We start from the raw sequence: 26,085 nt of genomic DNA, 5'->3' as shown, positions 1-26,085 counted from the left end.
CGGGCGGACTGCTCCCGCATGCGTGGCCCGTGCACCGGTGTGATCGTGACCGTGTGACAGTCGCCGAGGAATCGCCCCGGGCCGTCGCCTCCCAGCCGCCCGTGCTGGACCGGCGGCGCCGCAACGTCGTCTTCGTCACGATCATGCTCGGCATGCTGCTCGCGGCCCTGGACCAGACGATCGTGGGCACCGCGCTGCCCACCATCGTGTCGGACCTGGGCGGCGCCGAGCACATGTCGTGGGTGGTGACCTCGTACCTGCTCGCGGAGACCGTGGCGACGGTGCTGGTCGGCAAGTTCGGCGACCTGTTCGGCCGCAAGGTGGTCTTCCAGGTGTCCGCGGTCGTGTTCATCACCGGCTCGTTCCTGTGCGGGCTGGCGACGAACATGCCGCTGCTGATCGTCTGGCGGGCGGTGCAGGGCGTCGGCGCGGGCGGCCTGATGGTGACGGCGATGGCGCTGATCGCGGACGTCATCCCGCTGCGGGAGCGGGGCAAGTACCAGGGCGCGATCGGCGCGGTGTTCGGGGTCGCGACGGTCATCGGTCCGCTGCTCGGCGGGCTGTTCACCGACCACCTGTCCTGGCGCTGGGCCTTCTACGTCAACGTGCCCATCGCGGTCGTCGTGGTGATCGCCGCCGCCCGCACCATCCCGGTGGTGAAGTCGGCGGCCCGGCCCGTCATCGACTACCTGGGCATCGCGCTGGTCGCGGTCGGGGCGAGCGCGCTGATCCTGGCGACGAGTTGGGGCGGCAACGAGTACGCCTGGGGCTCGGCCGTGATCATCGGCCTGTTCGCGGGCGGGCTGATCGCGCTGGGACTGTTCTGCTGGGTGGAGACCCGGGCGGCCGAACCGATGCTGCCGATGCGGCTGTTCTCCAACCCGGTGTTCACCGTCTGCTCGATCCTCAGCTTCATCGTGGGCTTCGCCATGCTGGGCGCGCTGACGTATCTGCCCACGTACCTGCAGTACGTCGACGGCGATTCGGCCACCGTCTCCGGGGTGCGGACGCTGCCGATGGTGGCGGGGCTGCTGATCGCCTCGGTGTTCAGCGGCAACGTGGTCAGCAAGACGGGGCGCTACCGGCTGTTCCCCATCGCGGGCACGCTGGTGATGGGCGTCGGCCTGTACCTGATGTCGCTGATGGGCGCGTCCACGGGCGCGGGGCTCGAATCGCTGTACATGTTCGTCCTCGGCACGGGGATCGGCCTGTCCATGCAGGTGCTGACCATCGCCGTGCAGAACACGGTCGAGTACGCCGACCTGGGCACCGCGACCTCCGGCGTCACCTTCTTCCGTACGCTGGGCAGTTCCTTCGGCACCGCCGTGTTCGGCACGATCTACGCCAACGCGCTCGGCCCCAACCTGCGCGACGGCGTCGCGGCGGCGGCCCGCACCGGGGCCGCCGACCCCTCGGTGATCGCCGGGGCCTCGACCAGTCCGGAGGGCGTGCACCGGCTGCCGCCCCCGGCGTCGGCACCGATCGTCGGCGCGTACGCGGACACCATCCAGACCGTGTTCCTGTGGACCGTGCCGGTCGCGGCCCTGGGCTTCCTGGTCGCGCTCTTCCTCAAGCAGGTCCAGTTGCGCGACAGCGCCCGCGCGGGCTCCACCGACATGGGAGAGGGTTTCGCCTCGCCGCACGACGCCAGCAGCAGGCGGACGCTGGAGGCCTCCGTCGGGAAGATCATCGGCGGTACGGAGCTGGACACCGCGCGCCGGATCATCGCGGACAGCGACACCCGGCTGGACGTCGCCGGGGCCTGGGCGGTGATGCAGGCGGACCTGTTCACGCGGCTGGTGGGGCACGCCAGCCTCGGCCTGATCGCGGCGAGCCGCCGGCTGCCGCCGGAGGTGCTGCTGCCGGTCTTCGACCGGATGGTGGAGGAGGGGTTCCTCACCCGGCACGGCTCGCTGCTCTCGCACACCGACGCGGGCGCCCGCGAGGCGCTGGTGATCGGCCGGGCCTGGGCGACCTGGCTGGAGGACCGGGTGGAGCAGGACATCGGGCGCCCCACGGACACGGAGCTGCGCGCCGCCCTCGACGCCATCGCCAAGCGCCTGCTGGTGGAGGACCTCAGCAGCGGGCTGCCGCAGCGCGTCAGGCGAGCAGGAGCTGAAGACCGCCCACGATCGTCGCCGCGATCACCAGACGCTCGAACAGGCGTTGGTTGATCCGGTTCACGGCCCACTTGCCGAGGAACGCGCCGGGCACCACGAACACCACCAGCGCGGCGTCGAGCAGCAGCGAGTGCCCGTCGATCAGGCCGAGGCCCGCGCTGAAGGGCAGCTTGGAGACGTTGACGATCAGGAAGAAGAACGCCGACGTGCCCAGGAAGCCGAGTTTGCGGAAGCCGGCGGAGAGCAGGTACATCGACATCACCGGGCCGCCCGCGTTGGCGACCATGGTGGTGAACCCGCCCAGCACGCCGTACGAACGGGCCTTCACGCGGCCGGTGCGCGAGGTGACCTCGTCCGGCTGCTCGGCGGCGTCGGCCCGGCGCCGGCGCCACACCGTCACTCCGGCCATGAACAGCAGGATCACGCCGATCGACGTGCGCACGACCGCGTCGTCGGCCCACACCAGGAACAGGGTGCCGACGGCCACGCCCACGCCGACCGCCGGGAACAGCCGCCACAGGGTGGGCCAGTGCGCGTGGCGCCGGTAGGTGAGGACGGCCAGGACGTCCCCGGCGATCAGGATCGGCAGCAGGATGCCGGTGGAGGCGCGGGCCGGCAGCACCGCCGCGAAGATCGCGAGGCTGACGGTGTTGGCCCCGCTCACCGCGGTCTTGGAGAAGCCGACGAGCAGGGCCGCGAAGGCGAGGGCGGCGAATTCCCAGCCGGTGAGGTGCCAGAGCGTCATGGTGTCCATTGCGGGGACCGATGCTATGCGCACCCCACCGTCGCCGTAAGCACCGTCTCGCCCATTGATCCTTAGCGTGATCCTCGGCGTGGTCCTTCGCGGTCGGTGTACGTCGCCCTCAGCTCCCGCTTCAGCACCTTCATGCTCGGCCCGAGCGGCAGCTCGTCCGCGAACTCCACCCGGCGCGGGTACTTGTGCCGCCCGAGGTGCTGCTTGGACCACTCGGTGACCCCGGCGGCGTCCGGCGCCCCCTCGGGCGTCGTGCCGGGGGCACGCACGACCACGGCGCAGACCTCCTCGCCGTGGAGTTCGTCCGGGAGCCCGATGACCGCGACCTGGGCGATGCCCGGGTGGCGCATCAGCACCTCCTCGACCTCCCGCGGATAGACGTTGTAGCCGCCGCGGATGATGACGTCCTTCTTCCGGTCGACGATCCTCAGGAACCCGTCCTCGTCCTTGGTGCCCAGGTCGCCGGTGCGGAACCAGCCGTCGACGAGCGCCTGAGCGGTGGCCTCGGGGCGGCCGAGGTAGCCGGAGAAGACGTTGTGGCCGCGGACGACGACCTCGCCCAGTTCCCCGGGCGGCAGCAGTTCCACGGCGTTCTCGACCTCGGCGCGGGCGATCTCCACGTCGACGCCCCACAGCGGGTGGCCGATGGTGCCGGGCCGGGCGCCGAACACCGGCTGGTTCACGGCCGCCGCCGGGGAGGTCTCCGACAGCCCGTAGCCCTCGTAGATCTTCGCCCCGAAGGCCTCCTCGAACCGTTCGAGGACGGCGACCGGCAGCGAGGCGCCGCCGGAGATGCACACCCGCAGCTCCGGCAGGGCCGCGGCCCCGGCCGCCGCGGCGGCGAGGGCGACGAACATGGTCGGCACCCCGTGGAAGGTGTTGACGCCCTCCTTCACCATCAGCTCGATCGCGCGCGCCGCGTCGAAGCGGGGCAGCAGGACGAGGGTCGCGCCCGCGCGCCAGGTGGAGTTGAGGGAGACGGTCTGGCCGAAGGCGTGGAAGAGGGGCAGCGCGCCGAGCGCCACGTCGTCGGGCCGGATGTCGTTGGCGTCGAAGGCGTTGACCGTCGCGTTCATCACCAGGTTGAAGTGGCTGAGCACGGCGCCCTTGGGCACTCCGGTCGTGCCGCTGGTGTAGAAGACGACGGCCGGGTCGTCGGCGTCCCGGGTGACGTAGGAGGGCAGGGGCTCGGCGTCGGCGGCGAGCCGGTCGAACTCCTCACCGAGCGTGACCGTCCGCACGCCCGCCTCCCGCGCGGCGGCCGCTCCGGTCTCCGCCTGGGCCGGATGGCACAGCAGCAGGGTGGCACCGCTGTCGCGCAGGACGTGCTCGACCTCGGCCGGGGACAGCAGCAGGTGCACCGGCACCACCACGGCGCCGGCCGCGGCGACGGCGTAGTACGCGACGGGGAAGTCGGCGGTGTTCGGTGCCATCAGCGCCACCCGGTCCCCCGGCCGGACGTCCAGGCCGACGAGCGCACCGGCCCGGGCGAGGGCGCGGCGCCACACCTCGGCGAAGGTCAGCCGCAGGTCGCCCTCGACCAGCGCCTCCTTGTCGGGACGGCGCCGGGCGTTCTCGGCGAGGACGGCGGCGACGGAGAGGGTTGCCATGGGGTGTTGCTCCGTTTCCTTGCTGCGGCTCCGCAGAGCGGGTGGCGGCTCTACGGCTGGGGCGGGTCAGTGACGTTCGACGAGGACCGCGCTGCCCTGCCCCACGCCCACGCACATCGTGGCCAGTCCGCGGCCGGCGCCCGTGCGGCGCATGCGGTGGAGCAGGGTGGTGAGGATGCGGGCGCCCGAGCAGCCGAGCGGGTGGCCGAGCGCGATGGCCCCGCCGGTGGGGTTGACCAGGTCGGGGTCGATGCCGAGTTGGTCGACGCAGGCGAGGGCCTGGGCGGCGAACGCCTCGTTGAACTCGGTCTCCGCGAGGTCGCCGACGCTCCAGCCCGCCCGGGCCAGCACCTTGCGGGTGGCGGGGACCGGGCCGATGCCCATGACGTCGGGGTGGACGCCGGCCGAGCCGCCCGCGACATACCGGCCCAGCGACTCCAGGCCGAGGTCGTTCAGCGCCTCCTCGCTGACCAGGAGGAGGCCCGCGGCACCGTCGTTCATCGGGGAGGCGTTGCCCGCGGTGACCGTGCCACCGGGACGGAAGACGGGCTTGAGACGGCCCAGCTTCTCCAGGGAGGTGTCCTCGCGGACGCACTCGTCGGTGTCGACGACCACGCCGTCGGGGCGCTCGACGGGGAGGATCTCGTCGTCGAAGTGACCGTTCTTCCGGGCTTCGGCGGCCAGGCGGTGACTGCGCAGGGCGAACGCGTCCTGACGCTCGCGCGGGACGCCGTACCGCTCGGCGACCTCCTCGGCGGTCTCCCCCATGGCGAGCAGGCCGTGCAGGTCCTTCATCGCCGGGTTGACCAGGCGCCAGCCGAGCCGGGTGTCGGCGGTCTCGATGCGGTGCGGCAGCGCCTCGTCGGGGCGGGGCAGCACGAAGGGGGCGCGGCTCATGGACTCGGAGCCGCCCGCGAGGACGATGTCGGCCTCGCCGGCGGCGATGGTGCGGGCGGCGGTGGTGACGGCTTCGAGGCCCGAGGCGCAGAGCCGGTTGACGGTGGCGCCGGGCACGGTCTCGGGCAGGCCCGCGAGCAGGGCGGCCATGCGGGCGACGTTGCGGTTGTCCTCGCCCGCCTGGTTGGCGGCGCCCCAGTACACGTCCTCGATCCGGGCCGGGTCCAGCGCGGGCAGGTCGGCGACCAGGCCGCGGATCACGGCGGCGGCGAGGTCGTCCGGCCGTACGGTGGACAGCGCGCCGCGCAGCTTGCCGATCGGGGTGCGGCGGGCGGCCGCGAAGTGGACGGGACGCACGAGGGACTCCTGACCGTCGTCGCGCGGTCACGGGGCGGCGCACCGCCGCCGCGTCGACCATCACGAACCTTGATGAGCACTACCCTTAATTAGCACTGCTAGTTTTGGACTATAGACCGCCGGACGGTGTCCTGGGAAGATCCTCCGGACGACCGTCACCGACGCAGCCGGAGGAGCCATGGCCGAGGCCCGCGAGCACACGCTGACCGGAACGCGGGGGCGGATCGCCGTCCGCGAGTGGCCCGTCGTGCGTCCCCGCTACGTGGCGCTGCTGGTCCACGGATACGGCGAGCACACCGGGCGCTACGAGGAGGTGGCCGACGTCCTGACCGGCCACGGCGCGGCCGTCTACGCGCCGGACCACACCGGGCACGGGCGCTCGGACGGCGAGCGGGTGGTCGTCACGGACTTCGAGGACGTGGTCACCGACGTGCACGCCGTCGCGGACCTCGCCCGCGCCGCCCACCCCGGCCTGCCGGTCGTCATGGTCGGCCACTCCATGGGCGGCCTGATCGCCTCCCGCTACGCGCAGCGCCACCCGGGCGAGCTGACGGCGCTGGTGCTGTCGGGGCCCGTCATCGGCGACTGGGAGCTGCCGCGCCGGCTGCTCGCCCTGGAGGAGATCCCCGACACCCCGATCAGCCCGGCCTCGCTCTCCCGCGACCCGGCGGTGGGCGCGGCGTACGCGGCCGACCCGCTGGTCTGGCACGGGCCGATGAAGCGGCCGACGCTGGAGGCGTTCGTGCGGACGCTGGAGACCGTGGCCAAGGGCGGCGACGTCGGCCGGCTGCCGCTGCTGTGGGTGCACGGGGACGACGACCGGCTGGTGCCGCTGCCCGGCAGCCGGGTCGGCGTGGAGCCGCTGAGCGGCGGCGACCTGACCGAACGGATCTACCCGGGCGCCCGGCACGAGGTCTTCAACGAGACGAACCGGGCGGAGGTCTTCGCGGACGTCACGCGCTTCCTGGACGGCGTGCTCGCCCGCTGAGGCGGCGGGGTCGCCGGGGCCAGGCGCCGGGGCCGGATGCCGTGTGCCGGCGGGCGTTTGTCCTCCGCTCCCGCTGGGCACCCGCGCCCGCATGGAGTGGTTGCGCCGCGCCGCCTGCGTGGATGAGGACCCCGACCTGTTCTTCCCGGTGGGCACCGCCGGACCCGCCCTGCGGGACACGGCGGCCGCCAAGCGCGTCTGCGCCAGATGCCCGGTGACCCCCGAGTGCCTGGCCTTCGCCCTGGAATCGGGGCAGACGTCGGGTGTCTGGGGCGGCACCGACGAGGCCGAGCGCGTCGCGCTGCTCCGGCTGAGCACGCAGTACGCGCGTACGCACGACGAAATGAGGGACACCTCATGGCCGACGCCCTCGAACTCGACGCGCTGTGGGAGGACTTCCACCGCGTGGTGAACATGACCTCCGCGGAACTCGCGGACTGGCTCCGGGTGCGCCGACGCCGGCGAGCTGACCGAGCCGCTGCCGGACGACGCCGGTCCACCGCTGGGACAGCACGTCCTCGCGATCCTGCAGAAGCGGCGCACCGACCTGACCGGGGACGACCTGCGCGCCATGCGCCAGGTCGTGGACACCGTGACCTCGCAGACCGACCTGGACAACGAGCCCGCGTCCGACGACACCCGCCTGCGGCACCGGCTCATGACGGTCGGTCACGACCCGCTGAAGCCGTAGCCGTGGGCCGCGACCAACGGCGGACCGTGCGCGAACTCGTCGACGCGCACGGGCAGACGTACGCCGAAGAGGCGGGCATCCGGCTGAAGGACACCCCGCAGCCGCTGTACCGGCTGCTGGTCCTCGCGCACCTGCTCAGCGCCCGGATCAGCGCCTCCATCGCGGTCGCCGCCGCCCGCGCCCTGAGCGAGGCGGGACTGCGCGACCCGCGCCGCATGGCCGGGGCCACCTGGCAGGAGCGGGTGGACGCGCTCGGGCGGGGCGGCTACCGGCGCTACGACGAGCGCACCGCCACCCAGCTCGGCGAGGCCGCCGAACTGCTGACCGAGCGCTGGGGCGGCGACCTGCGCCGGCTCCGCGACGAGGCGGGCGGCGACGTCTCCGAGCTGCGGCGGCTGCTCCAGGAGTTCCCCGGAATGGGGCCGACCGGTGCGGACATCTTCCTGCGCGAGGCCCAGCTGGTCTGGCCACAGGCGGGTCCCCGGCTGGACCGCAAGGCCCTGCGGGGCGCGGAGCGGCTCGACCTGCCCGGGGACCAGGACCGGCTCCTCGGCCTGGCCGGGAAGACGGAACCCGCCGTCCTGGCGGCCGCCCTGGTGCGGGCGGCGGTGGACAAGGAGGTGGTCGAGGACACCCTCGACCGCGTCGGCTGAGTGCGCCGGACCCGGCGGTCCGGCCCGCTCCGGACGCCCGGCGGCGCCGGTCACCCGAACAGGCCCGTGCGCTGGTGCGCCCCCGGCCCCGGTGATGCGCTGAGGACACCGTTTCCCGTCCCAGGAGGCATCCCGCGATGAGCCGTCGTCCCTACCCACCCGTCCGTCTCCTGGCCTCCGCCCTGGCGGCGGGCGCGCTGCTGACCACCGCGGCCTGTTCGGACGGCGAGGGGTCGCAGAGCTCCTCGGACACCACGGCCGAACAGGCCGGGGTCGCCCGGCCCGACGCCGCGAAGCAGACCCCGACCGGCTCCCGAAGCGCCTCTCCCAGCGCCTCCCCCGCCGCTCTCACCGAGGCCGATGCCAAGGCCGCCCTGCTCACCGAGGCCGACCTGGAGGGCGACTGGAACCAGGTCCAGGACGCGGACAAGTGGCGCGACCGGCTGCTCGTCGGCGAGGTCGACGTGGCCGACTTCCTCACCGCGAAGTCCAACGCGACGGACTGCCAGGCGCTGCTGGACGCCCTCTACGACGACGGCCTGCTGGGCGACCCGTCGGGACCGTCGGCCCTCACCGGCTTCGAGCAGGGCGACTCCCGCCTGCTGGAGCAGGTCGCCGGGTACGACCGCGCGGGTCTGGACGCCCGGATGAAGTGGCTGCGGACCCTGCCGGACACCTGTGACGAGTTCACCGCCACCGGCTCCGGGGGTGGCAAGCGCACGGTGCAGGTGACCGAGGCGTCGGTGCCCGACGTGGGCGACGCCCGTGCGGGGCTGCGGGTGAGTGTCCAGGGGGACGCCGACGGCGGGCCCGCCACGCTCACCCTGGACGTCGCCACGGTGCGCGTCGACACCTCCGCCGTCACCGTCATGGGCGGCGGCCTCGACGGCGGGCAGACCGACTCGGTCGAACAGGCGGTGCGGCAGGGCACCGATCGGCTGCGGACCGTCCTGGACGGCGGGACTCCCTCCCCGCAGCCGACCACCATGGACTGACCCCGGCCGGCCTTCACCGCGTCGTGCGCACATCCGGCGAAACCCGGACAGGGTGATCACCGGGCGGCACAATGGTCCGCGACGGACGGCGCACGCGCGAAGGAGCCGAGACGTGAGCGAGAGCGACCCCGTGCCCGGCGGGCGCCCCGGCGAGGTCGAGCGGGCCACCGCGCTGAGCGGCGAGCTGACCGGGCAGGGCGTGCACGGCGTGGTGCTGGCGTACGTCGACACCGCGGGGATCGCCCGGGTGAAGACCGTGCCCACCGCGAAGCTCGCCGCGACCGCGGCCTGGGGCGTCGGCATGTCGCCGGTGTTCGACACCTTCCTGGCCGACGACTCGATCGTCGGCACGGACGTCCTCGGCTCCCCCGACGGCGACCTGCGCCTCTACCCCGACCTGGACCGGCTGACCGTGCTCGCGGCGCAGCCCGGCTGGGCGTGGGCGCCGGTGGACCGGATCACGCAGGAGGGTGCCCCGCACCCGGCGTGCGGGCGCACCGTGCTGCGCCGGATCGTGGCCGGGGCGGCCGAGCGGCACGGCATCACCTTCAGGGCCGCCGTCGAGGTCGAGTGGGTCGTGGGCCGGGGCGACGCGGACGGCGACGCGTTCGTCCCGGCGGTGTCCGGACCGGCGTACGGCGCGGCCCGGCAGGTCGAGCTGAGCGACTGCGCGGCCGACCTGCTGGCGGCGCTGGCGGCGCAGGGCGTGGACGTGGAGCAGTTCCATCCCGAGTACGCGGCGGGGCAGTTCGAGGTCTCGGTGGGGGCGCTCGGCCCGGTGGCGGCGGCCGACCACAGCGTGCTGGTCCGGCAGACGATCCGGGCGGTCTCGCGGCGGCACGGGCTGCGCGTCTCCTTCGCCCCGGCCGTCCTCGGACAGGGCGTCGGCAACGGCGGGCATCTCCACCTCTCCGCCTGGCGCGACGGTACGAACCTGCACGCGGGCGGGACCGCCCGGTACGGGATGACCGCCGAGGCGGAGTCCTTCGTGGCCGGGGTGCTCGGCCACCTCCCGGCGCTCACGGCGCTGACCGCGCCGAGCCCGGCCAGCCGGCTGCGGCTGCGGCCCTCGCAGTGGGCCGGGGTCTTCACGGCCTGGGGCCGGGAGACCCGCGAGGCCGGGTTGCGGATCGTCACCGGCACCGCCGGGATCCGCGACCGCGCGGCGAACCTGGAGGTGAAGCCGGTCGATCTCGCCGCCAACCCGTACCTCGCCCTCGCCTCGGTGATCGCCGCCGGGCTGGACGGGCTCGCCTCGTCCGCCCCGCTGCCCGAGGAGATCACCGGCGACCCGGCCCGGCTCGATCCCGCCGTGGCCGCCGCCCGGGGCGTGCGGCGGCTGCCGGTCACGCTCACGGAGTCGGTGGCCGCCTTCCGGGCCGACGGCGTACTGCGCGAGGCGCTGGGTCCGGTGCTGGCCGACGCGGTGATCGCGGTGCGGCTGGGCGAGGCCGGGTCGGTCGAGGGGCTGGACGACGACGGTGTGGCGGCGGCCTACCGCTGGAAGTACTGAGATGGCCGCCGGACCCGTGGACGAGCGGCTGGCCGCGCTGGAGCTGGTGGACCACCACTGCCACGGTGCCGTCACCGACGACCTGGACCGCGCGGGTTTCGAGGCCCTGCTCACGGAGGGCGAGGCATGGCCCGGCGTCTCCCCCTTCGACAGTCCGGTCGGCCTCGCCGTGCGCCGCCACTGTGCGCCCCTGCTGGGCCTGCCGCGCCACTCCCCCGCCGGCGTGTACCTGGCCCGGCGGTCCGAGCTGGGCGCCGCCGAGGTCAACCGGCGGTTCCTGCGGGCCGCGCGCACCGGCGCGTTCTGCGTGGACACGGGGTACGCCCCGCACCGCGTGACCGCACCGGCCGAGCTGGCCGGGGCGGCCGGCGCGAGGGCGTACGAGGTGGTCCGGCTGGAGGCCGTGGCGGAGGGCGTGGTGGCGGGCGGTGTCGAACCGGACGCGTACGCGCGCGCGTTCCGCACGGCCGCGTGGGAGGCGGTACGGCGGCCGGGAGTGGTGGCCGTCAAGTCGGTGGCGGCCTACCGCACCGGGTTCGATCTGGACCCGGCCCGCCCCTCGCCCGCCGAGGTGACCGAGGCCGCCCGGCGCTGGCTCGCGCGCGGCGGCGGCCGGCTCGACGACCCGGTGCTCGTGCGGCACCTGCTGTGGACCGCCGTGGACCTCGGCCGGCCGCTGCAACTGCACACCGGGTTCGGCGACGGCGACATCCGCCTGCACCGGGTGGACCCCACCCTGCTGACCGACTGGCTGCACCTGACCGACGGCACCATCCCGGTCCTGCTGCTGCACTGCTGGCCCTACCAGCGCCAGGCCGCCTATCTCTGCGCGGTCTTCGAGCGGGTGTACCTCGACGTGGGGCTCACCCTGCACCACGTCGGCCCCGCGCGGGCGGGCGCGGTCCTCGCGGAGGCCCTGGAGATCACCCCGTTCCGCAAGCTGCTGCACAGCTCGGACGCCTATGGACTGGCCGAGTTCCACCACCTGGGGGCGCTGGCCTTCCGGCAGGGACTGGCCGGTCTGCTGCAGGAGCGGCTGGACGCCGACGAGCTGTCCCTCCCGGACGCGTTGCGCCTGGCCCGGTGGGTCGGACGGGACAATGCCCGGCGGGTCTACCGGCTGCCCGGTGGCCCGGCGGACGACGGCTGAGCGACGTGGGACGGGTCACACTCCCGGAGCGCCGCCCGGGAAGCACGAACGGCTGAAAGTATGATCAAGCGATGTCTGACATGACCGAAACCACGCCGGGCTGGCTGACGAGCGACGAACTCGAAATGGCTCGCGCCCGCATGCCGATCCTGTACGTCGAGGCCGTGCCCGTGCGGGTGGACGACAGCGGCGAAGTCACCAGCGTCGGCCTGCTGCTGCGCATCGGGCCCGACGGGACGGTCAGCCGGACGCTGGTCTCCGGGCGGGTGCTGCACCACGAGCGGGTCCGGGACGCCCTGCTGCGCCATCTGGAGAAGGACCTGGGCCCGGTGGCGCTGCCCCGGGTGCCGGCCTCGCTCCAGCCGTTCACGGTGGCCGAGTACTTCCCGACGCACGGTGTCACGCCGTACCACGACCCCCGGCAGCACGCGGTCTCGCTCGCCTACGTGGTGCCGGTGACGGGTGACTGCCGGCCGCGCCAGGACGCGCTGGACCTGGTGTGGTTCGATCCGCGCGAGGCCCTGTCCGAGGCGGTGCGCAGCGAGATGCCGGGCGGGCACGGGGTGCTGCTGAAGCAGGCGCTGGCACACGTGGGCTGCGTGGGCTGAACGCTCCCCGGGCTACTCCTCGCGCCCGTCCGCGTCGCTCAACTGCGGGTCCAGGTCGTCCCTGAGCAGGCCCCGGGACCCGGTCTGCCCGGTGCGGTAGGCGGAGCGGGCCACCAGGTGGGAGGCGACCGGGCTGGTGAGGAACTGGAAGAAGACGATGAGCGCCAGGGTGCCCACGTCGGTGCCGTGGCGCAGCCGCAGCGCCACGCCGGTGAGGACGAGGAGCATCCCGAGGGTCTGCGGTTTGGTGGCGGCGTGGCTGCGGGAGAGCACGTCGGGGAAGCGGACCATCCCGATCACACCGAGGAGGCACTGCAGGCAGCCCAGGAGCAGCAGGACGGTCCCGGCCAGGTCGGCGGCCTCGGCCCAGGCGTTCACCGGTGGTCCTGCCTGCCGTCCGGGCGCACGGTGGGCCGGTCGCGCACGGCGATGAAGCGGGCGATGCCCACCGAGCCGGTGAAGCCGAGGAAGGCGAGCACCAGCATCACGGGGAAGTAGAACGAGTCGCGGTCGTGGGCGGCCTTGACGCCGATGCCGGCGATGATGAGCGCCGCGGCCACGTCCAGGGCGACGGCGCGGTCCAGCATCGAGGGGCCGTACCAGATCCGGTACAGCAGCAGTGCGCCGGCGAGGAGGATCATCGCGAGCGCGGCGACGAGCAGGGCGTCTTCGACGGTGTGCAGGGTGGTCACGTCGGGAGGTCACCTTCCGGTACGGGACGGGCGGCGTCGGCGATGTCCTCGGCGGTGCCGAAGGCGCGGGCGACGAGTTCCTCCATGCGCCACACCTGCCGCTGGGCGCCCTCGATCTCGCCGGGGTTGCCCGCGTCGAGGACGTGCAGGAACAGGGTGGCCGTCGACCGGCGCACCTCGATGACGGAGCCGCCGGGGACGTTGGAGACGGCGACGGCGGTGGCCGTGAGCATGAGGTCGCTGCGCACTCTCAGCGGGACGGCGACGACCGCGGCGTGGTAGGGACCCTTGGCGAAGATCTGCCGGGTGACCTCGACGCTGGAGGAGAACATGTCGAACAGCAGGTAGGCCGCCAGGCGCAGGACGCCCAGGGGGCGCAGCCTGAGTCCGATGTCCACGGCGGGCAGCGGGAAGGCCAGGCACAGGCAGACCGCGACGAGGACGCCGTTGACGAGGTTGGCCCAGGACGGGGTGCCCCACAGCAGGATCCAGATGACGGTGAGCCAGCCGACGAGCGGCAGGTCGAGCACGCGTCGCCCGCGGCCCACGCGGAAGGACCAGCTGTGGGGGGAACGGTCGCGGAAGAGGTTGCTCACCGGCCGAGCACCGCCTCGATGTAGGGGGTGCGGGCGAGGAGTTCGGTGGCGGCGGCCTGGGTGAAGGTGGTGAGCGGGCCGCCGAGGACGGTGTAGGACAGGCCGAGGGCGACGGCGGCGCCGGTGGCCACCAGCATGGGCCAGGGCAGGTGCTTGGTGGTGGTGATGGACTGCCCGAGGAAGCCCGCGGAGACGACGGCGCCCGCGGGCACCGGCAGTCCGCTCCCGGACCCGGTCGGCCGCTCCTCCTCGTCGTCGCCGGTGTCGTCGCCCGTGTCGTCGTCCTCGGCCGACTCCAGCACGACGCCCTCCTCCTCGGCCCCTGGTGGCGCGTCGCGCCAGAACGCGAGGTTCCAGACCTTCGCCATGACGTAGAGGGTGAGCAGGCTGGTCGCCGCGGATCCGGCGACGAGGGCCCAGGCCCAGCCGCCGCCGTCGGCGACGCCCGCGCGCATCAGGCCGAGCTTGCCGATGAATCCGGACAGCGGCGGGATGCCCGCGAGGTTCATGGCGGGCACGAAGAACAGCACGGCGAGCAGTGGCGCCGTCCTGGCCAGGCCGCCGAGGCGGGTGAGTTCGGTGGTGCCGTCGCGCCGCTCGACGAGTCCGGCGACGAGGAACAGGGTGGTCTGCACGGTGATGTGGTGGGCCACGTACACGATCGCGCCGCTGATCCCGCCCCCGCCCGCGAGGGCGATGCCGAAGACCATGTAGCCGATGTGGCTGATGAGCGTGAAGGACAGCACCCGCTTCAGGTCGGTCTGGGCGACGGCGCCGAGGATGCCGACGGCCATGGAGGCGAGCGCGGCGAGCATCAGCAGGTCGCCCAGGCGGTGGCCGGGGAAGAGCAGGGTCTGGGTGCGCAGCATCGAGTACACGCCGACCTTGGTCAGCAGACCGGCGAAGACCGCGGTGACCGGCGCGGGGGCGGTGGGGTAGGAGTCGGGCAGCCAGGCCGCGAGCGGGAACACCGCCGCCTTGATGGCGAAGACCGTCAGCAGCATGGCCTCCAGCAGGGTGCGCACGCCGAGCGGCACCTCCTGGAGCCGCTGGGCGAGCTGGGCGAGGTTCACGGTGCCCGCGACCGCGTAGGTCATGGCGATGGCGACCAGGAAGAGCACGGAGGAGAACAGCGAGATGATGACGTACGTCGATCCGGCCCGGATGCGGGTGGCGGTGCCGCCGATGGTGAGCAGGACGAAGCTGGCGACGAGCATGATCTCGAAGCCGACGTAGAGGTTCACGAGGTCGCCGGCGAGGAAGGTGCAGGAGACGCCCGCCACGAGGATGAGGTAGGCGGGGTGGAAGACGCCGACCGGCGCCTGGTCGTCGCGGTCGGCCATGCCCTGGCCCAGCGAGTACACGAGGACGAGCAGGGTGACGGCGCTGGAGACGGTGAGCATCAGGCCCGCCAGCCGGTCGGCGACCAGGGTGATGCCGACCGGTGGTGCGAAGTCGCCGAGGTGCACGCTGAGCGGGCCGTGGCGGTCGGCGGCCACCATGAGCACTACGGAGAGCACCAGGACCGCGCCGAGCACGGCGAGGCTGATGAAGCGCTGGAACCGGTGCAGCCGGGGCCCGATGGCCAGCTTCAGGCCCGTGACGCACAGGGGCAGCACGACGGGGAGCGGGACGAGCGCGTTCACCTGGTTCCTTCCGTGCCGGCGCCCTCGGGGTCGTCGGGCTGGTCGGGGGGCGGGTGGCCGGAGTCCTCGCCGGGCAGCGAGTCGGGTTCGCGGCCGGTCTCCTCGGGGTCGTTGGAGGGTCCGGCGACGCGGGCCGGGGCCGGTCCGGGGCGGCCGGCCGCGTCGGTGGAGCCCAGCTCGCGGCCTGCGCGGTAGTCCTCGGGGTCGGCGCCGAGGATGTCGTTCCAGAGGTTCCCGGAGACGTCGTTGGCGCGGGCCTGGTAGGCGCGTTCCTCGCGGACCCGCCGGCGCAGCCGTCTGCGGGCGGCGCGGTAGCGGGCGCGCTGCTCGGCGTCGGCGCCGCCGTCCCCGGCGCGGGCCTCCCGGTAGCGGTCGCGGAGTTCGCCGCGCCGGTCGAGGAACTCGGCGCGCAGGGCGACCAGCCGGTCCTCGGTGTCGTCGCTGATCTCGTCGGAGCCGGTGACCTGGTGGCTGCGGTAGGCCATGGCGAGCAGGAAGGCGGTGGTGGCGAGGGTGATGACGATCGCGGTCAGGGCGATGGCCTGGGGCAGCGGGTCGGTGACGCGGTTGCGGATGATGTGCGGGTAGAGCAGGGGCGCCTCGCCCGCGCTGCCGGTGGCGGCCAGGACCAGCAGGTTGACGCCGTTGCCGAGGACGACGGCGCCGAGCAGGATCCGGGTCAGGGACCGGGTCAGCAGCAGGGTGGCGCCGACGGCGTTGAGGACGGCGGCGGCCACCAGCAGGGACAGGCTCACGGTCATCCGCGGCCCGCCTCCGGGCGCGGGGCGGCCCGCTCGATCTGGCGGTCGATCCGGGCGCCGAGGGCTCGCACGATGTCCAGGACCACGCCGAGCACGAGCAGGTAGACCCCGCAGTCGAAGAGGACGGCGGTGGACAGGTGTGCGTCGCCCCACACGGGCAGGTGGCCGTGCCAGGTCCAGCCGTGCAGCACCGTGCCCTCGCCGAGGCCGCCGAGCGCGACCCCGGTGGACAGGAACAGGCCGAGGCCGGTGAACACGCCCGGTTTGAAGGGCACGGCGTCGGCGAGTTCGTGGCGGCCGCCGGCGAGGTAGCGGGCGATGAAGGCGACGCCCGCGGTCAGGCCCGCGACGAAGCCGCCGCCCGGCAGGTTCTCCGCGCACAGCAGCAGGTAGACGGAGAGGACGAGGACGGGGTGGAAGATGAGGCGGGCGACCACCTCCAGGACGAGGGAGCGGCGCTCGGGGGCGAGGGTGGCGCTGGCGGCCAGCCAGGTCCGCTCGGGTGCGCCCTCGTCGCCGCTGGGCAGGCCCGCCGACTCGTAGCGGCTGGCCCGCCAGGCGGTGCGCAGTCCGGCGTGCGGGTGGTCCCCGGGCAGCGGCAGTACGGGCTGTTCGGCGCCGTCGGCGCGGCGGTGCAGGTAGATGAGGCTGGTGACGCCGATCGCGGCGGCGGCGAGCACCGCGGACTCCCCCATGGTGTCCCAGGCGCGCAGGTCGACGAGGATCGTCGCGACCACGTCCTTCAGCCCGTGGTGCGCGGTCTCCTCGACCATCGCCGCTCCCGCGCCGTCCGCCCGGCGGTGCCCCGCCATGATCCAGACGACGACGGCGACGGCGGCGCCGCCCGCGAGGGCCACCGGCATCCGCAGCAGGCGCCGCCACCGGCTGAAGTTCTCCTCGAAGCGCACCGGCATCCGGCGCAGCACCAGCACGAAGACGATCATCGAGACGGTCTCCACGCAGAACTGGGTGAGCGCGAGGTCGGGCGCGCCCTGGGCGACGAAGAGCAGCGCGGTGCCGTATCCGGTCAGGCCGGCGAACACGACGGCCTTCATCCGGCGCCGCACGCCCAGGCACAGCAGGGCCGCCGCGCAGGTCAGCAGGGCGACGGCGGCCTGCGCGGGGTGGTCCCACAGGCGCGGGGCGGGCACGTCGGTCCAGGGTTCGTCCGCGGCGAGCACGGCGATCTGTCCGGCGAGGACGACGCTCATGGTCGTGACGAGGTACGCCGACAGCGAGCCGCGCTGCACGAATCCGGTGCACTGCAGGGCGGTGCGCTCCAGGGCGAGCAGCATCCGTCCGAAGACGAGGTCCGCGGAGCGCCAGGCCAGCCGCTGACCGGCCCGTGCGACGGGGCTCGCGGCGAGGAAGAGCAGGACGCCGCCCGCCCAGGCCGCGCCGGACAGGCCGAGGGCGAGGCCCGCCCCGTGCCACAGCGCCAGGTGGTAGGGGTGGGCGGGCGCGGGGAACTGCCCGGCGTAGGTGCCCAGCAGGCCCTGGAGCCAGGACACTCCGGGGCCGAGGACGAGGCAGGCGAGGGCGAGCACGGCGGGCGGCGCGAGGAAGGCCGCCGGGACGGGGTGCGCGGCGGTGTCGGGGACACCGGGCTTGCGGGCGAAGGCGCCCCACAGGTAGCGCAGGGTGTAGGCGGTGGTGAGGGCGGAGCCGACGACGGCGGCGGCGAGCGCCCAGCGGTCGCCGGTGCTCCCGTCCAGGAGCGCCTGGAAGGCGGCCTCCTTGGCGCCGAAGCCGAGCAGGGGCGGCACGGCGGCCATGGACGCTCCGGCGAGCACGGCGACGGCGCACACGGCGGGCAGCCGGCGTCCGAGTCCGGAGAGCCTGCGCAGGTCGCGGGTGCCGGTGGCGTGGTCGACGATGCCGGTGACCAGGAAGAGCGGCGCCTTGAACAGGGCGTGCCCGAGGATCATGGCGGTGGCGGCGAGGCCGGTGTCGTGGCGGCCGGCGCCGGTGAGGACGGTGAGGAAGCCGAGCTGGCTGACGGTGCCGTAGGCGAGGACGAGTTTCAGGTCGTGCAGCCGCAGCGCCCGCCAGCCGCCCAGCAGCATCGTCACCGAGCCGAGGACGAGCAGGAGCGGGCGCCAGGGGGTGACGTCGGCGAAGGCGGGGGCGAGCCGGGCGACGAGGTAGACGCCGGCCTTGACCATCGCGGCGGCGTGCAGGTAGGCGCTGACGGGGGTGGGGGCGGCCATGGCGTTGGGCAGCCAGAGGCTGAAGGGCCAGATCGCGGACTTGGACAGGGCGCCGACGAGGATCAGCACGACCGCCGTGGACAGCGCGGGCGACGGGGACGGCGGGTCGGCCAGGATCGCCGAGATGCGGTAGGTGCCCGCCTCGTGCCCCAGGAGCAGGAAGCCGACGAGCATGGTCAGTCCGCCGAGCGCGGTGACCGTCAGGGCCTGCAGGGCGCTGCGCCGGTTCCGCTTGTGGTCGCTGGTCTGGCCGATCAGCAGGTAGGAGAAGACGGTCGTCAGTTCCCAGAAGATGTAGAGCAGGACGAGGTCGTCGGCGAGGACCAGCCCCAGCATGGCCCCGGCGAAGGCGAGGAGGTTTCCGGCGAACCTGCCGAGCTGTCGGGAGCGGTCGTCGAAGTAGGAGGCGCAGTAGACCAGGACGAGGGTGCCCACGCCCGCGGCGAGCAGCACCATGAGTTCGGCGAGGGCGTCCAGCCTCAGCGCCCAGTCCACGTGGTAGGCGGGCAGCCAGCGCCACACGGCGGTGTCGGCGCCGCCGTCGGCCGTCGTGCTCCACCGGGTGGCGGCCCAGGCGGTCGCCGCGGCGGGCGGCAGGGCCAGCACGAGGAAGGCACCGGTTCCGCACCGTCTGACCAGCGGCGCGGCGAACAGCGCGAGCGCGAAGTGGCAGAGGATGAGCGCGGACACCCGACAGTGATATATCGGGCATCTCGCCTGAGCGCCCAGGCACGCCGCAGGGAGAGCAATGCAAAGCCCCGAGCGGCGGGCGCAGACATGCCGGCCGCCCGGAGCCGCTCAGTCGCCCGCCACGGACAGCACCAGTTTGCCGCGCGTGTGCCCTCCGGCGTTGAGACGCCACGCCTCCGCCGCCTCGGCCAGCGGAAGAACCCGCTCCACGTGGACGGTCAGTTTCCTCTCGTCGGCGAGGTCGGCGAGGGCCTTGAGGTCGGCCGCGTCCGGGCGGACCCACACGTAGTGACCGCCCTTCTCGGCGGCCTCGGACTCGACGACGGACGCGAGCCGGTCCGGACGCCCGAGCAGGCGCAGCGCGGCGTCCACGCCGTCACCGCCGGCGAAGTCGAGGGCGGCGTCGATGCCGTCCGGCGCCAGTTCGGCGACCCGGTCCGCGAGTCCGGGCCCGTAGACCACCGGCTCCGCGCCCAGTTGCCGTACGAAGTCGTGGTTGTGGACGCTCGCCGTGCCGATCACCCGAGCGCCGAGGGCCACCGCGATCTGGACGCCGAGCGAGCCGACGCCTCCCGCCGCCGCGTTCACCAGGACGGTTTCGCCGGGGCGCAGGCCCACGCGCTTGATGGCCTGGTAGGCGGTGAGGCCCGCGAGCGGCACGCCCGCGGCCTGCGCCCAGGAGAGCGCGGCGGGCTTGCGGGCCAGCATGCGCACGTGCGCGGAGACGAGCTCGGCATAGGCACCGAGCTGAACGGTGTCCTTGCGGACGTAGCCGAAGACCTCGTCGCCGGGAGCGAACTCCTCGACGTCGAAACCGACCCGTTCGACCACACCGGCCACGTCCCAGCCGGGTATCAGGGGAAAGCGCGTCTCCATGAGCGCGTCGAGCCCGCCCTGGGCGAGCTTCCAGTCCACCGGGTTGACCCCGGCGGCCCTGACCCGCACCAGCACCTCACCGGGGGCGACCTTCGGGTCGGGGAGGTCCGTCAGCCGCAGCGTCTCGGGGCCGCCGTACTCCGCGAGGGTGATCGCTTTCATGCGGCGACTCCCATCGGCGCGTTCGCCGCCTCGACGGTGCGCACCAGCGGTTCCAGCCGAGGGTCCTCGCTCGCTTCCACGAGCGCCGCACGCAGCGCGGCCTCGTTGGTGGGACGAGCCTGTTCGAGGAGGACGAGCCCCGCGTCGGAGACGTTGGTGTAGATGCCGCGCCGGTCGGTGGGGCACAGGTACCGCATGAGCAGTCCCCGGTCCTCGAGACGGGTGACCAGGCGGGTCGTGGCGCTCTGACTGAGTACGACCGAGTCGGCGACCTGCTTCATCTGCAGATGGCCGCCCTCTCCGTCGTGCTGGCGGCTGAGCACGTCGAGCAGTGAGTACTCCCGCACGCTCAGGCCGTGCCCGGCCTGCAGCGCGCGCTCGAGATGCGCCTCGATCCTGCCGTGCAGCAGGGACAGTGCGCACCAGCCCTGGGCCAGGGCGGTGAGCTCGGGGGCGGTTGCGGTCATGGGGGCCTCCTTCGTCGGGCCGTCCCCTCCATGGTTGCACACACGGGCAACCCACATTCGCGACTTAGTGCGTTTGCATTTATAGCGCGTCTGCAATTATTGTCGTCGTCCGTAAGCGTCCCACGCAATCATTTGGAAGGTACTCCCCATGCCTCTCGCGCTCCTGGCCCTGGCCATCGGGGCCTTCGGGATCGGCACCACCGAATTCGTGATCATGGGCGTGCTGCCCCAGGTCGCGGGAGACTTCGGCGTCACCATCCCCACCGCCGGCTGGCTCGTCTCCGGATACGCCCTCGGCGTCGTCATCGGTGCACCGCTGCTCACCGTGCTGGGCACCAAGGTGTCCCGCAAGAAGATGCTGATGTTCCTGATGGCACTGTTCGTCATCGGCAACACCCTCTCCGCCCTCGCCCCCAGCTTCGGCCTCATGCTCGTCGGCCGGGTCGTGGCCTCCCTGGCACACGGGGCGTTCTTCGGTATCGGTTCCGTCGTCGCCGCCGGCCTGGTGGCACCCGAGAAGAAGGCCTCGGCCATCTCCCTGATGTTCATGGGGCTGACCGTGGCGAACGTCGTCGGCGTCCCCGGCGGCACCTCCATCGGCCAGGCCGCGGGCTGGCGCGTCACCTTCCTCATCGTGGCAGGTCTCGGCGTCATCGGCTTCCTGGGCGTCGCCAAGCTGGTGCCCGAGACGGGCCGGCCCGAGGACCAGGACGTGCGCAGCGAGTTCGCCGCGTTCAAGAACATCCAGGTGTGGCTCGCCATGGCGATGACGGTCCTGGGCTACGGCGGCGTGTTCGCCGCGATCACGTACATCACGCCGATGATGACCGAGGTCGCCGGCTACACCGAGGGCGCCGTGACCTGGCTGCTCGTCCTGTTCGGCATCGGAATGTTCCTGGGCAACCTGCTCGGTGGCAAGTTCGCCGACCGCAGGCTCATGCCGATGCTCTTCACCGCCCTGGCGGGCCTGACCGCGGCCCTGCTGCTGTTCACCGCGACCGCGCACAACCAGGTACTGGCGGCCATCACCCTCTCCCTGATCGGCGCGCTGGGCTTCGCGACCGTGCCGCCGCTGCAGAAGTGGGTACTCGACCAGGCGTCGGCCGCTCCGACCCTGGCGTCGGCCGCCAACATCGGCGCCTTCAACCTCGGCAACGCCCTCGCGGCCTGGCTGGGCGGCATCGTGATCGCCGCGGGCCTCGGCTACACCTCCCCCAACTGGGTCGGCGCCCTGCTCTCCGGCAGCGCCCTGATCCTCGCCCTCGTCGCCGCCCGCCTCGACCGTCGCGGCCGCACCGCCGGACGCGTCGTCACGGGGAGCACGGTGACCGAAGGGGTCCCGGCGGCCGTCCGGCGCTGACCTCGCCACCCGCCAACCATGTCCGCTCCCCCGATAGAGGAACTCTCGTCATGAACGCCACCACCCCCATCGCACCGCTCACCACCGACGAGGCCGAGGCCCTCGTGAGCGCCGCCCGCACCGCCGCCGAAGCGGCGGGAGTCACCGTCAGCGTCACGGTCCTCGACGCCGGCGGCCACCTCCTGGCCTTCCGCCGCGACGACCGTGCCGTCCTCATCTCCGGCGAGACCAGCACCCGCAAGGCCTACACCGCCCTGCAGCTCGACGCGCCCACCGCGGACCTCGTCGACCTGGTCAAGCCCGACGGGCCGTTCCACTCGCTGCCAACGGCGCTCGACAAGCCGCTGCTCTTCATCGGCGGCGGAGTGCCGATCCACCGGGACGGCCGGCTCGTCGGCGCCCTCGGCGTGGGCGGCGGCACCCCCGGCCAGGACCACACCTTCGCCACCGCCGCACGCGAGGAACTCACGCGATGACCGCCGCGCGGACGCCGCAAGAGGTCTTCGCGGACCACGGCACCCGCCTCGGTACCGGTGACCTCGACCCGATCGGCCGGAACCGCACCGAGGACGCCGTTTCCCTGTTCCTCCCGTGGACCGCCGCCGGCGCCGGCCACGAGGTGACCGACGGCGTCGACACCTTCGTCCTCCGGGACGGACTCATCAGCGCCCAGACCGTCCGCAACACCCTCGTCCCCCGTACCAACTGAAGGAGCACCCGCACATCATGGCACCCATCACCATCCCCACCGTCACGCTCAACAACGGCGTCGAGATCCCCCAGCTCGGCTTCGGCGTCTTCCAGGTCCCGGACGCCGAAACCACCGCCGCGGTCGCCTCCGCCCTGGAGGCCGGCTACCGCAGCATCGACACCGCGGCCGTCTACGGCAACGAGGCCGGCGTCGGCCGTGCCCTCGCCGAGTCCGGGGTCGCCCGCGAGGACCTCTTCGTCACCACCAAGCTCTGGAACGCGGACCAGGGCTACGACGCCACACTCAAGGCCTTCGACGCCAGCCTGGCCAAGCTGGGCCTGGACCACGTCGACCTCTACCTCATCCACTGGCCCACCCCGGCCCGCGACCTCTACCGCGAAACCTGGAAGGCACTGGAGAAGCTGGCCGCCGAGGGCCGGATCCGCGCCGCGGGAGTGTCCAACTTCCAGCCCGCGCACCTGGAGCGACTCGTCGCCGACTCGGAGCTGGTCCCGGCGGTCAACCAGATCGAGCTCCACCCCGGCCTGCAGCAGAGCGAGCTGCGCGCCGTCCACGCCCGGCTCGGCATCGCCACCGAGGCGTGGAGCCCGCTCGCGCAGGGCGCCGTCCTGGGGGACGAGGCGATCACCACGATCGCCGCGCGCCACGGCAAGTCGCCCGCCCAGGTCGTCCTGCGCTGGCACCTCCAGCTCGGCAACGTGGTCATCCCCAAGTCGGTGACGCCCGCCCGCATCCGCCAGAACCTCGACGTCTTCGACTTCACCCTCGCCGACGACGAGATGAGCGCCATCGCCGCGCTCGACCGCGGCCTGCGCACCGGCCCCCACCCGGACGAACTGAACTGACCCGTCCGACCGGCCCGCCGGGGCGGCGTTCCGCGCCGCCCCGGCGGGCCGCTCCACCCCGTGGCGTCCCGTGTCGTCGTCGCGGTTCTCGAAAGTTGTCTCTGTGATGTCTGTCGCCCCCACCGCCCTGGACCGGCTCGTGAACCCCGCGAGCCTGCCGACTCTGGGCCTCGAACTGCCCCTCGACAACGACTGGGGCGCCACCCGGCTGCGCGCCGACCGGGCCGCGGGCCTGCCCTTCGGCGTTCCGGATCTGACCCGCCACGGAGAACTCGCCCGGCTGGCCGACGCGTTGGGGTTCGCCGGGCTCTGGGTGCGGGACGTACCCCTCTACGATCCCGAGCAGTTCGGCGACGCCGGTTCCGTCTTCGAGACCTTCACCCACCTCGGGCACCTCGCGGCCGTGACGGAGCGGGCCGTGCTCGGTACCGCGGCCGTCGTGCTGCCACTGCGGCATCCGCTCCTTGTCGCCAAGGCCGCAGCCACCGTGGACGTGCTGTCCGGCGGACGCTTCGTCCTCGGCCTCGCGAGCGGGGACCGGCCCGTCGAGTACCCGCTGTTCGGGGAGGACTTCCACGGCCGCGGTGCCGCCTTCCGCAGGGGGGTGGAAATCCTGCGTGCCGCCTGGGCCCGGCACCCCGACGGTGCGGGCATGGAGCTGCCGGGGCTCGGTCTGGGCGCGGACCGTCGTCTGGACGTGCTGCCCAAGCCGACCGGGCCGTCCGTGCCCATCGCCATCGCGGGGCACGCCCGGCAGTCGTCCGAATGGATCTCGCGTCACGCGGACGCCTCGCTCAACTACCCTCGTCCGCTGGGCGCCCTGCGCCTCAAGACGCAGGAGTGGCGGGAGTCGGCCACCGGCGCAGCCAAGCCCTACCTCACCCCGATGCAACTGGACCTCACCGCGGACCCCGACACCGCGGCGACCCCGATCCGGCTCGGGCTGCGTACCGGCCACCGAGCGCTGATCGGTCATCTGCGGGCGATGGGCGAGGTCGGCGTCGCCCATGTCTCCTTCAACCTCCGTCCGGGCGACCGCCCGGTGACGGACGTCCTCCACGAACTCGCCGAGACGGTGCTGCCCCACTTCCCCTCCCCCGGCGCGCCGGGGGCAGGTCGATCCCCGGAGCGCCCTGCCCGTGGTCACCCCACTCAAACAAGCGCTTTGCATTAACCCGCGTATGCAAGTATTGTTGTCGCTTGTAAGGCGCTGACGCAAGTAAAAGTGTGAGCGCTACCCCCACCTCGCACAAAGGCACCACCATGGCACTCAAGGACATCCTCCCCGGCACCCTCGGCTTCGGTACCGCACCGCTCGGCAACATGTTCCGCGCGATCCCCGACGACGAGGCCCGCGCCACCGTCGAGGCGGCCTGGGACCAGGGAATCCGCTACTACGACACCGCCCCCTTCTACGGCGCCGGCCTCTCCGAGCAGCGTCTGGGCGAGGTCCTCTCCGCCAAGCCCCGCGACTCCTACGTCCTGTCGACCAAGGTCGGCCGGGTCATCCTCGACGAGATCGAGGAGGGCGCCCGCGACCTCGGCGAGAAGGGCGGCATCTTCGAGCACGGCAACCCGAACAAGATGCTGCACGAGTGGACCGCCGAGGCCACCGAACGCTCCGTCGAGGGCAGCCTCAAGCGCCTCGGAGTCGACCGCCTGGACGTCGTCTGGGTCCACGACATCGCCCAGGACTTCCACGGCGACGCCTGGATCCAGAAGTTCGAGGAGGCCCGCACCGGCGCGTTCCGGGTCCTGTCCCGGCTGCGCGACGAGGGCGTCATCAAGGCCTGGGGCCTGGGCGTCAACAAGACCGAGCCCATCGAGACGACCCTCGCCCTCGACGAGCCGCGGCCCGACGGCTTCCTGCTCGCCGGCCGCTACACCCTCCTCGACCACGACCACGCCCTCCAGCGGCTGCTCCCCATGGCCCAGGAGCAGGGTGTCGGCATGGTCGTCGGCGGCCCGTACAGCTCCGGCATCCTCGCCGGCGGTGCCCACTTCGAGTACCAGCAGGCTCCGCCCCGGATCATCGAGCGCGTCGACCGGATCAAGGCGCTGGCCGCCGAGCACGGGGTGAGCATCAAGGCCGCCGCCCTGCAGTTCTCCCTCGCGCACCCCGTCTCCGCCGCGGTCGTCCCCGGCGCCACCCGGCCCAGCCGCATCGCCGAGGACGTCGCCGCCCTCAACGAGAACGTCCCCACCGCGTTCTGGCACGACCTGCGCGCCGCCGGACTGGTCCACCCCGCCGCTCCGCTCCCCGACAACGCCTGACCCCGACACCCCGAAAGGAACGGAGAACATGGCTTCCACGTCCGTCTCCCGCATCGTGCCCGCCTCCCCGGACAAGGTCTGGGACCTCATCGGCGGCTTCGACGCCCTCCCCGACTGGCTCCCGTACATCCCCGAGAGTGTCGCCGCCGAGGGCGGCCGGGTCCGCCGCCTGACCAACCCCGACGGTGACGTCATCATCGAGCGCCTCGTCGACTTCAACGACGCCGAGCGCCACTACAGCTACGCCATCCTCCAGGCCCCGTTCCCCGTCGACGGCTACGTCTCCACCCTGCGCGTCCACGCGGTCCCCGGGCGCGACGACATCGCCGAGGTCCAGTGGTCCGGGCGCTTCAACCCCGACCGGGCCGGCGAGAAGGAGGTGGTCGACCTCTTCACCGGCATCTACGCCGACGGCCTCGACGCCCTCACCAAGACCCTCGCGGCCTGACCACGCCTGA

26 protein-coding genes and 1 pseudogene are annotated in these 26,085 nt (G+C 73.2%); 16 read left to right on the top strand and 11 right to left on the bottom strand.

Annotated elements, in window-relative coordinates; all coding sequences use genetic code 11:
• Nucleotides 1-53 precede the first annotated feature (53 nt).
• A complete protein-coding gene (locus ACH4D3_RS04920; RefSeq protein ID WP_398316353.1) occupies nt 54-2,174 on the top strand; it encodes an MDR family MFS transporter in 2,121 nt (706 codons plus the stop codon).
• On the opposite strand, the gene ACH4D3_RS04915 is transcribed toward ACH4D3_RS04920, so the two are convergent.
• The 3 genes from ACH4D3_RS04915 to ACH4D3_RS04905 all read right to left on the bottom strand — a co-directional run bounded on the left by ACH4D3_RS04915 (nt 2,101) and on the right by ACH4D3_RS04905 (nt 5,738).
• Nucleotides 2,101-2,874, bottom strand: coding sequence for a sulfite exporter TauE/SafE family protein (locus ACH4D3_RS04915; protein ID WP_398316351.1), 774 nt, complete (start codon nt 2,872-2,874; stop codon nt 2,101-2,103). The two genes, ACH4D3_RS04920 and ACH4D3_RS04915, sit on opposite strands and share 74 nt — an antisense overlap.
• Before the next feature lie 62 nt (nt 2,875-2,936).
• Nucleotides 2,937-4,484, bottom strand: coding sequence for a long-chain fatty acid--CoA ligase (locus tag ACH4D3_RS04910; protein ID WP_398316349.1), 1,548 nt, complete (start codon nt 4,482-4,484; stop codon nt 2,937-2,939).
• A 66-nt stretch (nt 4,485-4,550) separates the two neighbouring features.
• On the bottom strand, nt 4,551-5,738 hold the full coding sequence (locus tag ACH4D3_RS04905) for a thiolase family protein (RefSeq protein WP_398316347.1): 1,188 nt from the start codon (nt 5,736-5,738) through the stop codon (nt 4,551-4,553).
• Nucleotides 5,739-5,916: 178 nt separating this feature from the next.
• Between ACH4D3_RS04905 and ACH4D3_RS04900 the strand changes: the two genes are divergently transcribed.
• The 8 genes and pseudogenes from ACH4D3_RS04900 to ACH4D3_RS04865 all read left to right on the top strand — a co-directional run bounded on the left by ACH4D3_RS04900 (nt 5,917) and on the right by ACH4D3_RS04865 (nt 12,336).
• Nucleotides 5,917-6,726 (top strand): lysophospholipase, encoded by an 810-nt coding sequence (locus ACH4D3_RS04900; RefSeq protein ID WP_398316345.1) that lies wholly within the window; start codon nt 5,917-5,919, stop codon nt 6,724-6,726.
• A 91-nt stretch (nt 6,727-6,817) separates the two neighbouring features.
• The gene (locus tag ACH4D3_RS04895; RefSeq protein ID WP_398316343.1) at nt 6,818-7,138 is read left to right on the top strand and encodes a WhiB family transcriptional regulator; all 321 of its coding nucleotides are present in this window, start codon (nt 6,818-6,820) and stop codon (nt 7,136-7,138) included.
• Nucleotides 7,084-7,417: pseudogene (locus ACH4D3_RS04890) on the top strand (DUF3140 domain-containing protein). Before ACH4D3_RS04895 ends, ACH4D3_RS04890 begins: the two are co-directional and overlap by 55 nt.
• Nucleotides 7,418-7,419: 2 nt before the next feature.
• On the top strand, nt 7,420-8,070 hold the full coding sequence (locus ACH4D3_RS04885) for an endonuclease (RefSeq protein ID WP_398316341.1): 651 nt from the start codon (nt 7,420-7,422) through the stop codon (nt 8,068-8,070).
• 137 nt (nt 8,071-8,207) lie between these two features.
• Nucleotides 8,208-9,065, top strand: coding sequence for a hypothetical protein (locus ACH4D3_RS04880; protein ID WP_398316339.1), 858 nt, complete (start codon nt 8,208-8,210; stop codon nt 9,063-9,065).
• Nucleotides 9,066-9,177: 112 nt separating this feature from the next.
• Nucleotides 9,178-10,578: a gamma-glutamylpolyamine synthetase GlnA3 gene (glnA3, locus tag ACH4D3_RS04875; protein ID WP_398316337.1), complete on the top strand. Its 1,401-nt coding sequence runs from the start codon at nt 9,178-9,180 to the stop codon at nt 10,576-10,578.
• A 1-nt stretch (nt 10,579) separates the two neighbouring features.
• On the top strand, nt 10,580-11,728 hold the full coding sequence (locus ACH4D3_RS04870; RefSeq protein ID WP_398316335.1) for an amidohydrolase family protein: 1,149 nt from the start codon (nt 10,580-10,582) through the stop codon (nt 11,726-11,728).
• Nucleotides 11,729-11,808: 80 nt separating this feature from the next.
• Nucleotides 11,809-12,336: an NUDIX hydrolase family protein gene (locus ACH4D3_RS04865; RefSeq protein WP_398316659.1), complete on the top strand. Its 528-nt coding sequence runs from the start codon at nt 11,809-11,811 to the stop codon at nt 12,334-12,336.
• 12 nt (nt 12,337-12,348) lie between these two features.
• Here ACH4D3_RS04865 and mnhG read toward each other — a convergent pair whose 3' ends face one another.
• The 8 genes from mnhG to ACH4D3_RS04825 form a co-directional block, all read right to left on the bottom strand.
• Nucleotides 12,349-12,714 carry a monovalent cation/H(+) antiporter subunit G gene (mnhG, locus tag ACH4D3_RS04860; protein ID WP_398316333.1) on the bottom strand — a complete coding sequence of 122 codons (366 nt, stop codon included), beginning with the start codon at nt 12,712-12,714 and terminating at the stop codon, nt 12,349-12,351.
• Entirely contained in the window at nt 12,711-13,028 is a 318-nt protein-coding gene (locus ACH4D3_RS04855) for a monovalent cation/H+ antiporter complex subunit F (RefSeq protein ID WP_398316331.1), read from the bottom strand. Before ACH4D3_RS04855 ends, mnhG begins: the two co-directional genes overlap by 4 nt.
• The gene (locus ACH4D3_RS04850; RefSeq protein ID WP_398316329.1) at nt 13,025-13,624 is read right to left on the bottom strand and encodes a Na+/H+ antiporter subunit E; all 600 of its coding nucleotides are present in this window, start codon (nt 13,622-13,624) and stop codon (nt 13,025-13,027) included. The genes ACH4D3_RS04855 and ACH4D3_RS04850 overlap by 4 nt, the downstream gene beginning before the upstream one ends.
• Entirely contained in the window at nt 13,621-15,270 is a 1,650-nt protein-coding gene (locus ACH4D3_RS04845; RefSeq protein WP_398316327.1) for a Na+/H+ antiporter subunit D, read from the bottom strand. The genes ACH4D3_RS04850 and ACH4D3_RS04845 overlap by 4 nt, the downstream gene beginning before the upstream one ends.
• On the bottom strand, nt 15,267-16,031 hold the full coding sequence (locus ACH4D3_RS04840) for a Na(+)/H(+) antiporter subunit C (RefSeq protein ID WP_398316325.1): 765 nt from the start codon (nt 16,029-16,031) through the stop codon (nt 15,267-15,269). Before ACH4D3_RS04840 ends, ACH4D3_RS04845 begins: the two co-directional genes overlap by 4 nt.
• Nucleotides 16,028-18,931: a Na+/H+ antiporter subunit A gene (locus ACH4D3_RS04835; RefSeq protein WP_398316323.1), complete on the bottom strand. Its 2,904-nt coding sequence runs from the start codon at nt 18,929-18,931 to the stop codon at nt 16,028-16,030. The genes ACH4D3_RS04840 and ACH4D3_RS04835 overlap by 4 nt, the downstream gene beginning before the upstream one ends.
• Before the next feature lie 108 nt (nt 18,932-19,039).
• Nucleotides 19,040-19,969: an NADP-dependent oxidoreductase gene (locus ACH4D3_RS04830; protein WP_398316321.1), complete on the bottom strand. Its 930-nt coding sequence runs from the start codon at nt 19,967-19,969 to the stop codon at nt 19,040-19,042.
• The gene (locus tag ACH4D3_RS04825) at nt 19,966-20,436 is read right to left on the bottom strand and encodes a MarR family winged helix-turn-helix transcriptional regulator (protein ID WP_398316319.1); all 471 of its coding nucleotides are present in this window, start codon (nt 20,434-20,436) and stop codon (nt 19,966-19,968) included. Before ACH4D3_RS04825 ends, ACH4D3_RS04830 begins: the two co-directional genes overlap by 4 nt.
• A 148-nt stretch (nt 20,437-20,584) precedes the next feature.
• On the opposite strand from ACH4D3_RS04825, the gene ACH4D3_RS04820 reads away from it, so the two are divergent.
• From ACH4D3_RS04820 to ACH4D3_RS04790, 7 genes are all read left to right on the top strand, one after another.
• A complete protein-coding gene (locus ACH4D3_RS04820; protein WP_398316317.1) occupies nt 20,585-21,796 on the top strand; it encodes an MFS transporter in 1,212 nt (403 codons plus the stop codon).
• Between the two features lie 50 nt (nt 21,797-21,846).
• Complete coding sequence (locus tag ACH4D3_RS04815; protein WP_398316315.1) at nt 21,847-22,272, top strand: heme-binding protein; 426 nt, start codon at nt 21,847-21,849, stop codon at nt 22,270-22,272.
• Nucleotides 22,269-22,505: a hypothetical protein gene (locus ACH4D3_RS04810; RefSeq protein WP_398316313.1), complete on the top strand. Its 237-nt coding sequence runs from the start codon at nt 22,269-22,271 to the stop codon at nt 22,503-22,505. The genes ACH4D3_RS04815 and ACH4D3_RS04810 overlap by 4 nt, the downstream gene beginning before the upstream one ends.
• 17 nt (nt 22,506-22,522) lie before the next feature.
• Entirely contained in the window at nt 22,523-23,353 is an 831-nt protein-coding gene (locus tag ACH4D3_RS04805; RefSeq protein ID WP_398316311.1) for an aldo/keto reductase, read from the top strand.
• A gap of 106 nt (nt 23,354-23,459) precedes the next feature.
• Nucleotides 23,460-24,527, top strand: a complete 1,068-nt coding sequence (locus ACH4D3_RS04800) for a TIGR03571 family LLM class oxidoreductase (RefSeq protein WP_398316309.1) — start codon at nt 23,460-23,462, stop codon at nt 24,525-24,527.
• An 89-nt stretch (nt 24,528-24,616) separates the two neighbouring features.
• Entirely contained in the window at nt 24,617-25,627 is a 1,011-nt protein-coding gene (locus ACH4D3_RS04795) for an aldo/keto reductase (RefSeq protein ID WP_398316657.1), read from the top strand.
• A gap of 28 nt (nt 25,628-25,655) precedes the next feature.
• Nucleotides 25,656-26,075 (top strand): SRPBCC family protein, encoded by a 420-nt coding sequence (locus tag ACH4D3_RS04790; protein WP_398316307.1) that lies wholly within the window; start codon nt 25,656-25,658, stop codon nt 26,073-26,075.
• Nucleotides 26,076-26,085 lie beyond the last annotated feature (10 nt).

It is taken from the genome of Streptomyces sp. NPDC018026 (genome assembly GCF_044327745.1).
Taxonomy (GTDB): Bacteria; Actinomycetota; Actinomycetes; order Streptomycetales; family Streptomycetaceae; genus Streptomyces; species Streptomyces rubrogriseus.
The sequence above is the reverse complement of the archived record's forward strand: the minus strand, read 5'-3'. Positions and strand labels throughout refer to the sequence as shown.

Bases quoted from the DNA above. Each gene is read 5' to 3' on its own strand.
- ACH4D3_RS04915 (WP_398316351.1), bottom strand. From the start codon at position 2,874: ATGGACACCATGACGCTCTGGCACCTCACCGGCTGGGAATTCGCCGCC.
- ACH4D3_RS04910 (WP_398316349.1), bottom strand. From the start codon at position 4,484: ATGGCAACCCTCTCCGTCGCCGCCGTCCTCGCCGAGAACGCCCGGCGC.
- ACH4D3_RS04900 (WP_398316345.1), top strand. From the start codon at position 5,917: ATGGCCGAGGCCCGCGAGCACACGCTGACCGGAACGCGGGGGCGGATC.
- ACH4D3_RS04895 (WP_398316343.1), top strand. From the start codon at position 6,818: ATGGAGTGGTTGCGCCGCGCCGCCTGCGTGGATGAGGACCCCGACCTG.
- ACH4D3_RS04880 (WP_398316339.1), top strand. From the start codon at position 8,208: ATGAGCCGTCGTCCCTACCCACCCGTCCGTCTCCTGGCCTCCGCCCTG.
- ACH4D3_RS04870 (WP_398316335.1), top strand. From the start codon at position 10,580: ATGGCCGCCGGACCCGTGGACGAGCGGCTGGCCGCGCTGGAGCTGGTG.
- ACH4D3_RS04865 (WP_398316659.1), top strand. From the start codon at position 11,809: ATGACCGAAACCACGCCGGGCTGGCTGACGAGCGACGAACTCGAAATG.
- ACH4D3_RS04840 (WP_398316325.1), bottom strand. From the start codon at position 16,031: ATGACCGTGAGCCTGTCCCTGCTGGTGGCCGCCGCCGTCCTCAACGCC.
- ACH4D3_RS04830 (WP_398316321.1), bottom strand. From the start codon at position 19,969: ATGAAAGCGATCACCCTCGCGGAGTACGGCGGCCCCGAGACGCTGCGG.
- ACH4D3_RS04825 (WP_398316319.1), bottom strand. From the start codon at position 20,436: ATGACCGCAACCGCCCCCGAGCTCACCGCCCTGGCCCAGGGCTGGTGC.
- ACH4D3_RS04820 (WP_398316317.1), top strand. From the start codon at position 20,585: ATGCCTCTCGCGCTCCTGGCCCTGGCCATCGGGGCCTTCGGGATCGGC.
- ACH4D3_RS04815 (WP_398316315.1), top strand. From the start codon at position 21,847: ATGAACGCCACCACCCCCATCGCACCGCTCACCACCGACGAGGCCGAG.
- ACH4D3_RS04810 (WP_398316313.1), top strand. From the start codon at position 22,269: ATGACCGCCGCGCGGACGCCGCAAGAGGTCTTCGCGGACCACGGCACC.
- ACH4D3_RS04805 (WP_398316311.1), top strand. From the start codon at position 22,523: ATGGCACCCATCACCATCCCCACCGTCACGCTCAACAACGGCGTCGAG.
- ACH4D3_RS04800 (WP_398316309.1), top strand. From the start codon at position 23,460: ATGTCTGTCGCCCCCACCGCCCTGGACCGGCTCGTGAACCCCGCGAGC.
- ACH4D3_RS04795 (WP_398316657.1), top strand. From the start codon at position 24,617: ATGGCACTCAAGGACATCCTCCCCGGCACCCTCGGCTTCGGTACCGCA.
- ACH4D3_RS04790 (WP_398316307.1), top strand. From the start codon at position 25,656: ATGGCTTCCACGTCCGTCTCCCGCATCGTGCCCGCCTCCCCGGACAAG.